General features: G+C 63.3%; 13 protein-coding genes. 7 read left to right on the top strand and 6 right to left on the bottom strand.

Annotated elements, in window-relative coordinates; all coding sequences use genetic code 11:
* The first annotated feature begins 11 nt into the window (after positions 1-11).
* The 4 genes from G3N94_RS21845 (at position 12) to G3N94_RS21830 (ending at position 7,091) form a co-directional block, all read left to right on the top strand.
* Positions 12-980 (top strand): fumarylacetoacetate hydrolase family protein, encoded by a 969-nt coding sequence (locus G3N94_RS21845; RefSeq protein WP_205794650.1) that lies wholly within the window; start codon positions 12-14, stop codon positions 978-980.
* Positions 981-1,065: 85 nt separating this feature from the next.
* Positions 1,066-2,391 (top strand): outer membrane protein transport protein, encoded by a 1,326-nt coding sequence (locus G3N94_RS21840; RefSeq protein ID WP_205794649.1) that lies wholly within the window; start codon positions 1,066-1,068, stop codon positions 2,389-2,391.
* 159 nt (positions 2,392-2,550) lie between these two features.
* Complete coding sequence (locus tag G3N94_RS21835; RefSeq protein WP_205794648.1) at positions 2,551-6,003, top strand: indolepyruvate ferredoxin oxidoreductase family protein; 3,453 nt, start codon at positions 2,551-2,553, stop codon at positions 6,001-6,003.
* 164 nt (positions 6,004-6,167) lie between these two features.
* On the top strand, positions 6,168-7,091 hold the full coding sequence (locus G3N94_RS21830) for a 3-keto-5-aminohexanoate cleavage protein (protein WP_205794647.1): 924 nt from the start codon (positions 6,168-6,170) through the stop codon (positions 7,089-7,091).
* Positions 7,092-7,154: 63 nt separating this feature from the next.
* Here G3N94_RS21830 and G3N94_RS21825 read toward each other — a convergent pair whose 3' ends face one another.
* Complete coding sequence (locus G3N94_RS21825; RefSeq protein WP_205794646.1) at positions 7,155-8,582, bottom strand: PLP-dependent aminotransferase family protein; 1,428 nt, start codon at positions 8,580-8,582, stop codon at positions 7,155-7,157.
* Between the two features lie 92 nt (positions 8,583-8,674).
* Between G3N94_RS21825 and G3N94_RS21820 the strand changes: the two genes are divergently transcribed.
* Positions 8,675-9,241, top strand: coding sequence for a DJ-1/PfpI family protein (locus G3N94_RS21820; protein WP_205794645.1), 567 nt, complete (start codon positions 8,675-8,677; stop codon positions 9,239-9,241).
* Between the two features lie 194 nt (positions 9,242-9,435).
* On the opposite strand, the gene G3N94_RS21815 is transcribed toward G3N94_RS21820, so the two are convergent.
* The 3 genes from G3N94_RS21815 to G3N94_RS21805 form a co-directional block, all read right to left on the bottom strand.
* A complete protein-coding gene (locus tag G3N94_RS21815) occupies positions 9,436-9,861 on the bottom strand; it encodes a GNAT family N-acetyltransferase (RefSeq protein WP_205794644.1) in 426 nt (141 codons plus the stop codon).
* Positions 9,862-10,066: 205 nt separating this feature from the next.
* Positions 10,067-10,432 (bottom strand): VOC family protein, encoded by a 366-nt coding sequence (locus tag G3N94_RS21810; protein ID WP_241022005.1) that lies wholly within the window; start codon positions 10,430-10,432, stop codon positions 10,067-10,069.
* A gap of 274 nt (positions 10,433-10,706) precedes the next feature.
* Positions 10,707-11,084, bottom strand: coding sequence for a MerR family transcriptional regulator (locus G3N94_RS21805; RefSeq protein ID WP_205794642.1), 378 nt, complete (start codon positions 11,082-11,084; stop codon positions 10,707-10,709).
* A gap of 99 nt (positions 11,085-11,183) precedes the next feature.
* On the opposite strand from G3N94_RS21805, the gene G3N94_RS21800 reads away from it, so the two are divergent.
* The gene (locus tag G3N94_RS21800; protein WP_205794641.1) at positions 11,184-12,035 is read left to right on the top strand and encodes an SDR family oxidoreductase; all 852 of its coding nucleotides are present in this window, start codon (positions 11,184-11,186) and stop codon (positions 12,033-12,035) included.
* 46 nt (positions 12,036-12,081) lie between these two features.
* Here G3N94_RS21800 and G3N94_RS21795 read toward each other — a convergent pair whose 3' ends face one another.
* A complete protein-coding gene (locus G3N94_RS21795) occupies positions 12,082-12,951 on the bottom strand; it encodes an arylamine N-acetyltransferase (RefSeq protein WP_205794640.1) in 870 nt (289 codons plus the stop codon).
* A gap of 102 nt (positions 12,952-13,053) precedes the next feature.
* On the bottom strand, positions 13,054-13,740 hold the full coding sequence (locus G3N94_RS21790; protein ID WP_205794639.1) for a hypothetical protein: 687 nt from the start codon (positions 13,738-13,740) through the stop codon (positions 13,054-13,056).
* Between the two features lie 92 nt (positions 13,741-13,832).
* Between G3N94_RS21790 and G3N94_RS21785 the strand changes: the two genes are divergently transcribed.
* Positions 13,833-14,252, top strand: a 420-nt coding sequence (locus G3N94_RS21785; protein WP_205794638.1) for a hypothetical protein, incomplete at its 3' end; no start/stop codon positions are given.

Below are 14,252 nucleotides of genomic sequence, written 5' to 3'. Positions count from 1 at the left end.
AGGAAATAGCCGTGAGATTGTGCACGTTTTCCAACGCCACCGTCGCAAGCCATGTCGGGCTCGCGCTATCGGGTGAGCGCGTGCTGGATGTGACGGCATCGTTCGCGGGGGATGCGCGATTCGCTACCCTGCTCGCGCTGATCGAGCACCAGGACGAAACACTGCCCGCCATCAGAGCGCTTGAGAGGGAATACGCGAAGCCCGGCCGGCCAGCCCCGGTTTGTCCAATGCGCCACATTCGGCTGGAGATCCCATACCGCCCCCCGCAGATCCGCTGCTTCAGTGCCTACGACCAGCATCTGAAGAACGCATTCCATCAGGTCATGACGCATGGCGTGAGCCCGTTCGCCGGTTTCCTGATGCGTGCACTGGGCATGGGAAGAGTGCCAAAGGGTTTCTATGACGCCCCCGTGTACTACAAGGGCGTGCGGCTCAATCTGTCCGGCCACGACAGTGTCGTACCGCGCCCCGATCCGGGCGCCATGCTGGATTACGAGGCCGAGCTTGGCGTGATTGTCGGCAAGCCTGGCAAGAACATCGGCTGCTCGGACGCGATGTCGCACGTGTTCGGGTACGTGATCTTCAACGATTTCTCCGAACGCGCGCAGCTGATGAAGGAAATGCGCGCCCGGCCCAGCGCCGGCCCGGCCAAGGGCAAGGATTTCGATAGCAGCAACAGCCTCGGCGCCTGGGTTGTCACGGCGGACGAGATCGAGGATCCGCACCGGCTGGAGGTCACCGTGCGTGTCAATGGCGAAGTGCGCGGCAAAGGCAGCACCTCGTGGATGACGCATCGCATCGATCGCATCGTCAGCTACGCGTCGCATAACGAAACCCTGCACGGTGGCGAACTGCTTGCCACCGGGTGTGTGCCGAACTGCGCCGGCATCGAGCAATGGCGCTTCCTCGACGACGGTGATCGCGTCGAGGTCGAGATCTCCGGACTCGGCACCCTGCCGAACTTGATCACCGCCCGTTAGTTTGCTGGCCACGTTCCGCTTCAAGCCCCCGCCGCAAGGGAGGCAGAGACCTGCCGCGGCAATAACAACGACAATGGAGACAGCAGTGAACAAGAAACAGTGGATTGTCACGTCCGCAGCAGCGCTGTGCCCCGCGTTTGCGCTTGCCGACAACGGCTACTTCCAGATCGGCTACGGCGCCGAAGCGCGCGGCGTGGCAGGTGCCGCCGCCGCGTCGACACGCGATGCGTTCGGCGGCGCGAGCAACCCCGCCACAACGGTATGGGCGGGCGATCGTTTCGACGGCAACCTGATCGCTACCAACGGCGTCACCAGCATGAGCCGTGCCGCGGGCCTGCCGGCGCCATTGACCGGCATACTGGATACCCACACGAGGAGCACGAGCAACTGGGTTCCGCTTACCGATATCGCGTACAGCCGGATGATCAATCCCGATCTGTCGCTCAGCATCGTCGGCTACAGCAATGGCGCCGGCACCCGCTTCAGCGGTGACACCACGACTTGCCCGGCTCCCGCGCCGGCGCCCGCCGGCACCACTTATCGCGGCAACGTACTCTGCGGCAACGGCAGGGCTACCACCACGATCCAGCAACTGACGATCGCGCCGACAGTATCAGCACGTGTCTCCAACTCGTTCTCCGTCGGGTTCTCCCTTCTGATCGCGGGCCAGCTGTTCAGCGCCGAAGGCTTGCAGGGGCTGGCCCCGCAGTCAGCCGCGCCGAACCACCTGACTAACCAGGGGACGGCATCCTCATTTGGCGTGGGGCTGCGCCTCGGCGCCTTTTGGCGTGCCAGCGACGCCCTCAGCTTCGGCGCGGCGTGGTCACCCCGGATCAGGATGGGACGGCTCAACGAGTACGAGGGGCTGCTGGCGGACCAGGGGCGCCTGGATATCCCGGAGAACATGCTGGTCGGCGTGCAGTGGTCGCCGTTGCCGAACCTGTCCTTGCTCTTCGACTACCAGCGTATCAACTATTCGGATACTGGCGGGCTTGGCAACCGCCCCTTCGACGGCACCGCGTTGCGCGGCAGCAGCGGCGGCCCGGGGAACGGGTGGAAGGACATGAACGTGTTCAAGGTCGGCGTGCGTTACCAGGTGACACCAGCCCTGTACGCCTCGGGCGGTGTTTCACTCAACAGTGCCGCCTTCGCGGACGGGGACACCGCGAGCAACGTCACGTCGCCGGCGACGTTCCGCCGGCACTATACGTTGGGGCTTGGCTATGCGACCGGGTCGAATAGCCAGTGGTCCATCTTCTACTCCCTGTCTCCCGCGCACACGACAGCGGGCAGCTCCGTGCTGGCTTCGGCAGTCGCGACGCAGCTTGCCGGCAGTCCCGCCGTGGCGGGCCGGGAGACCCTGGCGACACGCCAGCAGAGCATCGGCGTGCAGTACTCGCATCGCTTCTGAGTGCTGACGATCCCATTTCTCTTCATTCATCACGGAGTTTGTCTCGATGAAGGCTAGTTTTCATCCGCGATCCGGCGGCTTCCAGGGAGCAACGGCGCGAGGCGGCCACGTCCGTGCGGCTGCGCCGTCAGCGCCCGGCAACCCCATTGGCGGTAAGACATGAACACGCGTACGGATCCGTCGGCACTGCAATCGCCTCGGCTGGAGGATCGCTTCGAGCAGCCGGCAGGCAGGGTCTTTCTCACCGGCAACCAGGCAATCCTGCGCATCGCGCTGGACCAGCGCCGCATCGACACGCAACTCGGCAAGAACACCGGGGGGTTTATCTCCGGCTACCGCGGCTCGCCGCTGGGCCGGCTCGACATGGAGCTGTGGCGCATCGAACCGCTGCTGCACGCGGCCAACGTGCGCTTCCAGCCCGGCGTCAACGAGGACCTTGCTGCCACGGCCGTGTGGGGTACGCAGTATGTCGGCAGCTTTCCGGGCGCCCAGGTAGACGGTGTGTTCGGCATCTGGTACGGCAAGGGACCCGGCGTCGATCGCAGCGGCGATCCGCTGAAGCACGGCAACCTCGCCGGCACCAGCGCAACCGGCGGCGTGCTGGTCTTGGCGGGCGATGACCATAGCGCGAAGTCGTCGACCACCGCGCACCAGTCGGATTTCTCGCTCATCGCCGCCGGCATACCGGTGCTGTACCCGGCGAACGTCCAGGACATCATCGACTTCGGCTTGCGCGGGATCGAGATGTCGCGCTACAGCGGATGCTGGGTGGGTCTGAAGCTGGTGACCGACGTGGTGGAGTCCGCCGCAGACGTCGAGGTAGGGCAACTGATGCCGGTCAGCGGATTGCCGTCTGCCGGCGCGTCGTTGCATATCAAAGCCTTCGAGATGGCCCCGGCGGCCGAGGAGCGCCTGTACGTGCACAAGCTGCCGGCAGCGGTGCAGTTCGCCAGGTCGGCCGGGCTCAACCGCCTCGTGTGGCCCGGCCCGGCAGCGAAGGTGGGCATCGTTACCGCCGGCAAGTCCTACGCCGACACGATGCAAGCGTTGCAACGCCTTGGCATCGACGCCTCCAGCCCGCATGGCGCGGCATTGCGGGTGCTGAAGATCGGTATGGTGTGGCCGCTCGAAGACGAGATCGTGCGTACGTTCGCGCATGGCCTCGATACCATCCTGGTCATCGAGGAAAAGCGGCCGCTGCTTGAATCGCAATTGAAGTCCATTCTCTTCGATGCGCACCTGGAACGGCCACCGCTCGTGCGCGGAAAATTCGCGGGCGCCCCGGAATGGTCGGCATCGCGGGGAGCCCCGGTGCTGCCGATCTGCAACGAGCTGAGTGTGCAGGAGATTGCGCAAGCCATCCAGGGCCTGCTGGGCCTGGACGTGCCAGCTGCGGACGTGCCGCCGACGTGCGTAGAGGGTCGTGCGGCGCCGTTGCGCCGTCCGAGCTTCTGCGCCGGTTGCCCGCACAATACGTCGACCAAGGTGCCGGATGGCAGCCGGGCCCTGGCGGGTATCGGTTGCCATACCATCGCCATGCTGAACGACCCCGGCAAGACCCATACGGTTTCGCATATGGGCGGCGAAGGCATGATGTGGATGGGGCAGGCGCCGTTCACGAGCGAGGCCCATGTGTTTGCCAACATGGGCGACGGCACTTACTTTCATTCCGGCTATCTGGCGATCCGCCAGGCGCTCGCAGCCAATCTGCGGATGACCTACAAGCTGCTGTTCAACGGCTTCGTCTCCATGACGGGCGGGCAGCCCGTGGACGGCGAGCTGAGCGTCGACAAGGCGGTGGCGCAGCTGCGCGCGGAAGGCGTCAGGAAGATCGTCGTGGTCACCGACGATGTCGCGGCATACGACAGGCGGCGCCGGGCAGCGCTGGGCGTGCCGGTGTACGACCGGGCGATGCTGGAGACCGTCCAGCGCGAACTGCGCGAGTATCCTGGGCTGTCGGTGCTGATCTACGACCAGGCCTGCGCTACCGAGAGGCGGCGGCTGCGCAAGCGTGGCAAGCTGCCGGACCCGCAGGTCCGCACCTATATCGACCCGGAGGTCTGCGAGGGGTGCGGCGATTGCGGCGATCAATCCGGCTGCCTTGCCATCGAGCCACTGGAGACAGCGCTGGGCCGCAAGCGCAAGATCAACCAGTCGTCGTGCAACAAGGACCTGTCGTGCGTGCGCGGCTTTTGCCCGAGCTTCGTGACGCTGCATGGGGCCAAGCCGCGCCAGCCTCAAAGCGGCGCGCAAGCCGGCCTGAAGATTCCCGCCCTGCCGGATCCCGCCATTCCCGGCGACTTCGAACCGATGGCGTTCCTGGTGGCGGGCATCGGCGGTACCGGCGTCGTGACCATCGGCGCCATCCTGACGATGGCGGCGCACCTCGACGGCAAGGCCGGCAGCTCGCTGGATATCACCGGGCTGTCCCAGAAGTACGGCGCAGTCGCCTCACATGTCCGGATTGCGCCGAACGCGGCCTTGCTGCACGCGGCGCGCATCGGTGCCGGAGAGGCCGATGTCCTGCTGGGATGCGACCTGATCGTGGCCGCGGGGGCGGACTCGCTGTCCCGGCTGCGCCCGGGGCTGGCCCGCGCGTTCGTTGGCACCGAGATCGTGCCTACCAGTGACTTTACGAGGCAGCCGGACTGGTCGGCCGACGAAGCACACCTCAAGCACCGACTGACCGAAGCGCTGGGGGCACGCGCCGAGTTCATCGATGTTGCCGCGCTGGCGCAGCATCTGCTGGGCGATGCGATCCTGTCCAATATGCTGCTGCTCGGCTACGCGTGGCAGAAGGGCTCGATTCCGGTGCATCGGGCAGCGATGGAAAAGGCGATCCAGCTCAACGGGGTCGCGACAACCACCAACCTGAGCGCGTTCTCGCTGGGCCGATGGCTCGCGCATGACAGCGTGGCGGTGCGGCGTCTGCTGGCGCCCGCGCAGATTGTCCACCTGCCGGTGACGGCAGGCGGATCGCTGGCCGGCCTGATCGCGGACCGGGCCCGGCGTCTTGCGGAGTACCAGAACCATGCGCTGGCCAGCCGCTACCGGCAACGGGTCGATGCGGTCCAGCGCGCGCTGGCCGGACGCAGCGACGCCGATGCCCTGGTCCGGCAGGTAGCGACACAGTACTTCAGGGTGCTGGCGGTCAAGGACGAGTTCGAAGTGGCGCGCCTGTACACCCGGCCAGAGTTCCTTCAGTCCCTGCGCAATGGGTTCGAAGGTGACTTCAAGCTCAATTTCCACCTTGCGGGCGGCCCCTTCGGCAAGCTGGACACGGTCAGCGGAAAGATCCGCAAAACAGCCGTCGGTGGCTGGATATTGCCCGCGTTTCGCCTGCTGGCGGGCGTGCGCTTCCTGCGCGGCAGCTGGCTCGATCCCTTTGCATGGGGTAGCGAAGCCGGGTTGAACCGCCGTGTACGCGAGGCCTACGAGAATGACCTGGACGCCATCTGCCGCGAGGCGGCGCAATGGCCTGCGGAACGCCTGCGCGAACTGCTCGGCTGGCCTGCCAGCGTGCGCGGGTACGGGCATGTCCGCGAGCGCCAGGCGCAAACCGGCCTCGCACGGCGAGCCAAGGCCCGGGAGGCGGTATCCGTGCCGAACTGACTGGCGGCGGCATGCCGGAAAGGCATCGCCGCCCCGTTCTCCAATCCTGCCGGCACAACGTACTTCACGTCGTTGCCGCCATCCGATAGCCACGTAACGCGCGGCGGCGAGCACCCACGTCTATCCACGCCACCGTGAACCCATCACTCCCGGAGGAAAGCACGATGAACAAGGTCATCATCACCTGCGCCATTACAGGGTCGATCCATACCCCTTCCATGTCGCCGTATCTTCCCCTTACGCCCGAAGAGATTGCCTCCAGCGCGATCGGCGCTGCGCAGGCAGGCGCCGCCATCGTCCATCTCCACGCGCGCGATCCCGTGGACGGACGGCCTTCGCAGGATCTCGCGCTATTTCGCCGATTCGTGCCTGTCATCAAGGAGGCATCGGACGTGGTGATCAACCTGACCACCGGTGGCGCCCCATCGATGAGTGTCGAGGAGCGCTTGCAGCCGGCGCTGCAACTGCAGCCGGAAGTCGCCTCCCTCAACATGGGCTCGATGAACTTCGGGCTGTATGAGCTGCTCGGCCGCTTCAAGGAATTCAAACACGATTGGGAACGCCCCTACCTCGAGCGAAGCGAGGACGGAATCTTCAGGAATACGTTCAAGGATATTGCCTACATTCTGCAGTCGTGCAGCGAGAACCAGACGCGCTTCGAGATCGAATGCTACGACATCGGGCACCTGTACACCGCGGCCCACTTCCTCGATCGCGCGCTCCTGAAGCCGCCGCTGCTCATCCAGTCAGTGATTGGGCTGCGGGGCGGCATCGGTGCGCACGCCGAGGACATCCTGCATATGCGCCGCACCGCCGACCGGCTCTTCGGCAGGGACTATGTCTGGTCGGTGCTGGGAGCTGGACGGCATCAGATGCCTGCGGCAGCGATCTCGGCCTCGATAGGTGGGAACGTGCGCGTCGGCCTGGAGGATTCGCTATGGGATGGGGTTGGCAAACTGGCCGAATGCAATGCTGCACAGGTGCTGCGCGTGCGCAGCATCATCGAAGCCCTGTCGCTAGACATTGCCACGCCTGAAGAGGCGCGGACCTTGCTGAAACTGAAAGGGCGCGACAACGTCGGATTTTGACCGCGATGGTCTGTCAGCGATGGCCCGCGGCAGACCTGCTGCTAACCCTCCCTTGCCTTCGCCTCAGAGGCCCGGCGCTTGTGCAGCTGCGAGCGCACCGACGCGGTCGAGTGCGGCCAGTATTTTAGGTGTGGTCGACTGCGCGCAATTGACCCGTACGTGATGCGCGTACTTGGTACCCTCAGCGCAGAACATGGAGCCAGGGCAAATGCTGATCCCCTCCCTGCCAGCGGACTCGTGAAGCAACACTGCGTCTACGTATTCTGGAAGTTCCACCCACAGCAGGAATCCGTCATCGGGGTAACACAGCTTTGTACCTTGTGGCCAGGTTGCGGCGATGCGTGATGAGATCGTGCGCAACGATGCCTTGATTCGCTCGGCGTAGCGACGAAGGTGGCGATCATAGTCACCTGTCGCCAGCATCTCGGCTACGGCTGCCTCAAGCAACGGCGCACCGGCCAGGCTTGCCTCGACACGTGCCTCCAGAACGGCGTCGAAGTAACGGCCCGGTGCAAGCCAGCCGACGCGCCAACCCGGAGCCAAGGTCTTCGAAACCGAAGTGCAATAGAGAACATTGCCCGACTCATCAAAGGCCTTGCAGGCGGGAGCGCGAGGTTTCCCGGCAGAAAGATCACCATACACATCATCCTCGATGAGGGGCACCCCGGCATCGTCCAAGAGACGAACCAGCGCGCGCTTTTGATCCACCGGCATCGTGAATCCCAAGGGATTGTTCGCGGTGGGTATCGACACCACCGCACTGACTCGTCGGCATTGCAGAATCTGCTCAAGCGCCCCCAACTCCATCCCGGTGCGCGGATGGGTCGGCACTTCTATTGCCCGCAGCCCCAAACTCCGCAGATGCATCAGCGTTCCGAAGTAGCAGGGAGACTCCACTGCAACGATGTCGCCGGGACGACAGGTCGCCATCAGCGCCAGCCTCATGGCCTGGCTTTGTCCATGCGTGACAACAAGCTGATCGGGCGAGACATGCAGCCCCCAGCGCCCGGCACGTCGAGCGATCTGGTTGCGCAGATCGAGGCGGCCCGGGGGCACACTGTAGGAGAGTGCCGCTGCCCCCAGCCTGCGACCGACATTCGCCGTGGCTCGCATCAGGGCTTCCTTGGGAAGCCATTCAGCACAGGGCGACGCGGCACCCAGTGCCACGAGCTCGGGCGATCTCAGTTGGGTGAAAAGCCTATGAATGTTCGACGTCAGGGTGACGGGGCGAGCGTTCAATTTCGGGCGCGAAAGATCCGGTTCCTGCGGTATTTCTCGAGTGACAAAAAACCCTGACCGAGGCCGGGCCACCGCCAAGCCACTCGCCTCCAGCAAACGGAGCGCATGCTCCGCCGTCGGCGCACTCACTTCTTCAATCTGAGCAAGATGCCGAACCGAAGGGAGCCTTGCTCCTGGAGCGAGGTCCCCGCGATGAATCGCGGCCCGCAGCCGTTCTGCGATGGACTGATAGGAGGGAATGGCATCTTTCATCTGTATAGCTCATAAATTCGATTAACTGACTATACAGATAGACCGTGAGGTTGAGGAGAATCTAGTCCCCAACACCTTATAGGAGACCGAGGATGAAGGTCGCCATGCTCGCCTACGATGGTTTCACTGACATTGATCTGTTCCTGCCGTGGGATCTTTTCAATCGGATTCAGGATCCCGACTACGTCGCATACGAAGGCCCGTGGTCCGTGAGAATCTGTTCGGACACGCCACAACTTACGTCAAACACGGGGATTACGCTCGCTCCTCATGCAGGTCTGGAAGAACTTCAAGAGGCTGACGCCGTTTTCATCGTCAGCGGCCCCGGCTCCCGTGCAAAGCTTGCGGATCCTGACTTTATGAGTCGACTGAAGCTGAACCCCGAAAAGCAGGTAATTGCTGGCATCGACTCAGGCGTTCTATTCATGGCAAAGCTCGGCCTGCTCAATGGCCTGACCGCGACGACATACCCGGGAGTCTTTCCGGAACTTGAGGCAATGGGCGTGGATACGGTCCATGAACCGCTTGTCACGCACGGGCGCATCGCCACGGCCGGTGGATGTCTGGCCGCCCAAGACCTCTGCGGTTGGGTCGTCGCCCAACTCTTGGGCAAAGACATTTCAGACAGCATGCTTATGATGATCGCCAAAGTCGAATAGGATCGCTGAGTACCTGCCCCCCGCAAATTTTCTTCTGTTCGTTATGGCAGTTTTCCCCCCAGCGGGGCGCGGGTTCAGGAACGGACTATCCGCTCCTCCTCATTCGGAACGCCGCTGGCGCCCCCGCCTCGCCCCCCGGGTATTGAAGCAGCAGAACCACGAACTTCGTTCTGGATGCACTTGAACAGGCGCTGTCAGCACAACGTCTTTTGGAAATAGAATCGGGTATGTCCCGGTGGATAATCTGCCAGGCGTCCGAACTCGGAGTAGCCGAGTTTTCGATAAAACCCGGGCGCTTGAAAGCTGAAGGTCTCCAGCCGGATACCGATGCAGTGTTTTTTCTGCGCAATTTCTTCGGCCATGCGCATCAGCCGTTCTCCAATACCCTGGTTACGCATTTGCTCGGGAACGCTGACAAGATCGATGAGTAGCCATCGATAGGAGATCTTCCCATACAGGCCGCCAATGACTTCATTTGTGTCGGGGTTTCGCAGCAATAGAGCAAATGCTTCATGGGCGTCGTCCCCGCCGTTGGCCAGGTTATGGGCCAGCAACGGGATCAGAATGCTCAGTCGCTCTGCTTCAGTTGCATTTTCCAAAAGCTGAATTTGTACCGGCACGGCGCTTTCCCTGAATGTTGAGTAACTGATTCAACAACCTGTCTCACTCCTTTCATCTTACGGTAAATCACCGAATACATCAAAGTCGTCGGTAGTTTGAATTGGTATCAATGGCGAGTTATGGCCGAGATGGAATGGACACTGCCCTCCCTTCGGGGACGCAGGGTCCGGCAGATGCGCAGAGGCCCTCCAGAGCCGATCGGCATCAATGTGCCGGTCTCGTACCAAGGTCACTCGTCAGTCTAAGCAGGTACCCGTCCGGATCTTGAACGAGGAATTGCCTCAGTCCAATTTCACTGTCGCCCGATCGGTACCATTTTTCTTCCTCATCCATAAACAGCGCCCAACCTGCGTCAAGTAGCCGCTGACGCACGGGCTGAATGGAAGGCAAGGTAATAGAGAAATTGATGCCCCTTCCCAAGGGTGGCTCGACGTCTCCAGTGAGCCAGCGAGCTTCGTCGTCGAGTTCTTCGAGCATGACCTGGGCTCCGTGAAGATCGAGGTAGGCAAACTTTTCCTCGGGACGATCGTACAAAATGTCGAAGCCAATGAGTCCGGTCCAGAACGACAAGCTCCGAGCCAAGTCTAGAACAACCAGTTCAGGTACTAATGGCTGTCGGTACAACATAGCGACCTCTCTTGACAGGATGGTTTCCGTTTACGAATAGACGAGTGCTTTCGCGCCAAGACCGTGATTGCCCTCGATCTGGCTCACGATGGCGACTGACCGTTCATGGCCGACCGCCGCCTGATTAACGTTGACGTGCTGCAGCCTGCCGGGACCTTTGCAGGTAACGAGCTCGACTTCGACGGCCTCGTTATCCCACAGTGCGTTCTACCTGACATCACGTCGCTATTTCAGTCTCGATACACTCGCCGCCAACCTTATCCAGCGCGTTCAGCAGCCCTGCGCGCAGCGTGCTCAGCGCATGACTCTTTTCATCAAGCTCTTTGAGCTTTGCCTGCAGGCACGCGACCTTTTGTGCAGTCTCAAAGTTCGGGCTATCCCAAACATCGATAACGTCGCGAATTTCCGCCAGCGTGAAGCCGAGCGCCTTGGCGTGGACGACCAGCCGTATCCGCTGCAACGAAAGCGCGGAGTAGTGCTTGTAGGTATTCGTTACGTGAGGTTGCGTTGCCTTGTCCAATAGACCCATTCTCTCGTAGTAGCGAACGGTATCGCGAGAAACGCCCGCCTGCCTGCATAGTTCGCCAATGCGCATGCTGCCTCCATCCGAAGTCGTGAAACGATATTAGGGCTTGACCGTTGTCTATAGTCAACGGTTTACAGTGCCGCTCATCCTTTACTCTGTCGGCACGCGATGACAACCCGCTTTGATTTCCGTGGAAAAACAGCACTCGTTACTGGCGCATCGTCTGGCATCGGACGTGCGTTTGCTTACGCGCTGGCCAGACAAGGGGCCAGGCTGCTGCTGGTGGCGCGCTCACACGACACGCTGCACGAACTCTCCGAGGAGTTACGACGCGATTATGCGTGCGACGCAGATTTTCTGACTGCCGATTTGAGAACATCCGGCGCCGTAGACGCGGTTGCCGATCACCTGAGGGCCAGCGGAAAGGTTGTTGATGTACTGGTCAACAACGCGGGCTTTGCAGCGTATGGGCGCTTCGAAGCAATTCCGTTGGCCCGTCAACGCGACGAAGTGCTGGTCAATTGCATGGCCGCGGTCGAGCTAACGCATCTTGTGTTGCCAGGAATGCAGGCGAAATCCAGCGGTGTCATCATTAACGTTGCGTCGACGGCGGCATTTCAGCCCGATCCATACATGGCCATCTACGGCGCGACGAAGGCGTTTCTCCTTTCATTTTCCGAAGCCGTTTGGGCTGAGAACCGGCATCGAGGCGTCCGGGTGGTCGCGCTATGTCCGGGGGCGACGCAAACCGCCTTCTTTGACGTCGTTGGCGCAAAAGAGGCCGCCGTCGGCACGCCGATGTCCGTTGCGAGTGTGATCCAGGAAGCATTTTGGGCGGTGGATCGCAACAGGAGCCACCGGGTCGTGGGGGCGAAGAACCGGATGCTTGCGAACCTGCAGAGACTATTGAGCCGTCAAGGCGCCGCTCTGCTCGTTGAGAAGATCCTCAGGCCAAGGCAAGCTCAGGAACTTGCGGCGGCGCCCGCAGGCGGCCAGGTGCGTCGCGATGAGTATCGATAGGCTGTGCTCCCGGCGCGGGGTACACGAGGGTCCGAAACATGCACCGCTAGGCAGCCTCCCCCTCTACCGCCCGCCCACGCGCACCAGGCACGGCCCCGCGCGCCGCCACCCGCGCAAACAACGCATCAAGATCAAACCCCGTCGTATCGATCCCGATCGTGTCGCGCAGGCATGCGCCCCATGCGGCCGCGTCAGCGAACGTCTGCGTGCTCCCCGCGCCCGCCGCATCGCGCAGCGTCAGCGTCGTGTTGAACAGCGCCGCGCGCCCTTCCGGCAGCACGCGGCAGGCGATCAGGTCGTTCACGAAGATCGAATCCGGATACGTCGACGTGAACCAGTTCGCGGCCTCGTAATCGATCCACTCGGCCCGCTTCAGCGAAAAGCGATACGTGGTCTGCCAGCCGTCCGGCGTCTCGCACTGCATGTCGAGTTCGCCGTCGACCGGCGCGTCGACGACACGAAACGCGCCGTGCGGCGTGAGCTGGCGCTCGCCGGGCGCGTAGCGCAACGGCGCCGTCAGCGTCGCCGAGCCAAAGCCGATGTCCGCAAACCACGCGTCGCCGTCGAGGTCGACGCGCAACAGCATGTGCGTCTGCGCGGTCACGTCTTCTGGCGCACGCATCCAGCGCACGCGCGCGATCAGCGGCGTCACCCGAAAGCCGATCCGCGTGAGTGCGGTGTAGAACAGCTTGTTCAGCTCGAAGCAGTAGCCGCCGCGCCGCCGCTCGACGACCTTCGCGACGACCGACGGCACGTCGAGCGCGACGCGTGCGCCGGTCAGCGGGTTGAAGTTTTCGAACGGAATGGCCTGCGGGTGCAGCAGATGGATGCGGCGCAGCACGTCGAGCGTCGGCGCGACGGGGCCGTCGTAGCCGATGCGTGCGAAATAACGGGAGAGGTCGAACGTGTCAGTCATGGGCCGGCACCGGTAGCTGGGACGCCACACGATAGCACCGGCCGAATCCCCCGTGCAGCGCAAGGTCATCGTAAGCGACGGCCTCGCGCGCGACGAACGTCGTTACGGCAGCAGCTTGAGCGCCGACGCGGCGACCGACGGCACCGAGATACCCTGGCTCGTCGCGAACTGCACGGCCTGGCTCAGCGTCGACGCGAGCGACTGCAGCTGGCCGGGCGCGCTTTGCGCGATATACGACGCGGCCTGCATGTTCTGCGGATTCAGGCCCGACTGCAGCAGCGAGGCCGGATTGGCCGAGCCGAGGCTGCCGAGCCCCGACTGCAGCTGCGAGTATTGCGTGAGGCCCTGGCCGAGCGACGCGAGGCCGTTGCTGAACGCCTGCTTGTCGATCGGGCCGTGCGACGCGCCGCCGTTCGCGAACGCCTGCCCCAGCGCCTGCGACACCGATTGCTGCGCACCGCCCATCTGCGACAGCGCGGCCGGCGTCAGCGCATTGCCGCCGCCCAGCAGGCTCACCGCCTGCTGCGCCTGGCCGGCCGCGCCCGTGAGTCCCATCGACGACGCGAGCGACGACTGCCCGGCCAGTACCTGCTGATTCGCGCCGACATACGCCTGCAGCAGTTGCGCCATGCCGCCCTGGGCCGGCGCCGCCTGCTGCTGCCCGCCGCCGAGCAGCGACGCACCCAGCGATTGAAGGTCGAGTTGCGCGTGCGCGGCGCCGCTCAGCAGTGCACCGCAAACGATGCTCGCCCAGGCCAGACGCTTGCCCGTCGCGCGAATCCTGTTCATGTGTTGTTCCCCGTGCCGGAATGAAGAGGCGAATATTGTCGAAGCGCGCCGCGCGACGCCGCAACGATTGATACACATCGATACGAAATCGCGTGCCGCGCCGGCTTGAAATTCCGCGGCAAAACAGGACGTCGCCGCGCATTCGCACGCATCCGCCGCGCGATATCAAGCGTGCAGCGGGATTCGTTCCTTTTTTGCATCAATCTCGCCGAGATCCGGGTTTCGCGATTGACGCGGCGATCGGCGTTTCTTACGATTCGCCCCGATTTGCTTTCAATTGCCTACGCACCACGCGCGGGCCGTCCATCGCTTCGTCCACAAGGATCGTCATGCCGTTCGTTTCGCCGCATTTCGCTGCGCGCTTGGCAGCGCCGCATTTGGCCGCTTATTTCGCCGCTTATTTCGCCGCGAATTTGGCCGCGCATCGCGTCGCGCCCGTTCGCCCGCTGCGCCGCCTGTCCATCGCCGCCGTCGCGTGCGCCGCGCTGCTGAACGCGGGCGCCGCCGTCGCG

The sequence above is a fragment of the Burkholderia sp. Ac-20353 genome, from assembly GCF_017104785.1.
In the GTDB taxonomy this organism is placed as follows: domain Bacteria; phylum Pseudomonadota; class Gammaproteobacteria; order Burkholderiales; family Burkholderiaceae; genus Burkholderia.
Note: the sequence above shows the minus strand (reverse complement) of the source record. Positions and strands in the feature narration are given on the sequence as shown.

Bases quoted from the DNA above. Each gene is read 5' to 3' on its own strand.
- G3N94_RS21820 (WP_205794645.1), top strand. From the start codon at position 8,675: ATGAAGGTCGCCATGCTCGCCTACGATGGTTTCACTGACATTGATCTG.
- G3N94_RS21795 (WP_205794640.1), bottom strand. From the start codon at position 12,951: ATGACTGACACGTTCGACCTCTCCCGTTATTTCGCACGCATCGGCTAC.
- G3N94_RS21805 (WP_205794642.1), bottom strand. From the start codon at position 11,084: ATGCGCATTGGCGAACTATGCAGGCAGGCGGGCGTTTCTCGCGATACC.
- G3N94_RS21825 (WP_205794646.1), bottom strand. From the start codon at position 8,582: ATGAAAGATGCCATTCCCTCCTATCAGTCCATCGCAGAACGGCTGCGG.
- G3N94_RS21835 (WP_205794648.1), top strand. From the start codon at position 2,551: ATGAACACGCGTACGGATCCGTCGGCACTGCAATCGCCTCGGCTGGAG.
- G3N94_RS21830 (WP_205794647.1), top strand. From the start codon at position 6,168: ATGAACAAGGTCATCATCACCTGCGCCATTACAGGGTCGATCCATACC.
- G3N94_RS21800 (WP_205794641.1), top strand. From the start codon at position 11,184: ATGACAACCCGCTTTGATTTCCGTGGAAAAACAGCACTCGTTACTGGC.
- G3N94_RS21790 (WP_205794639.1), bottom strand. From the start codon at position 13,740: ATGAACAGGATTCGCGCGACGGGCAAGCGTCTGGCCTGGGCGAGCATC.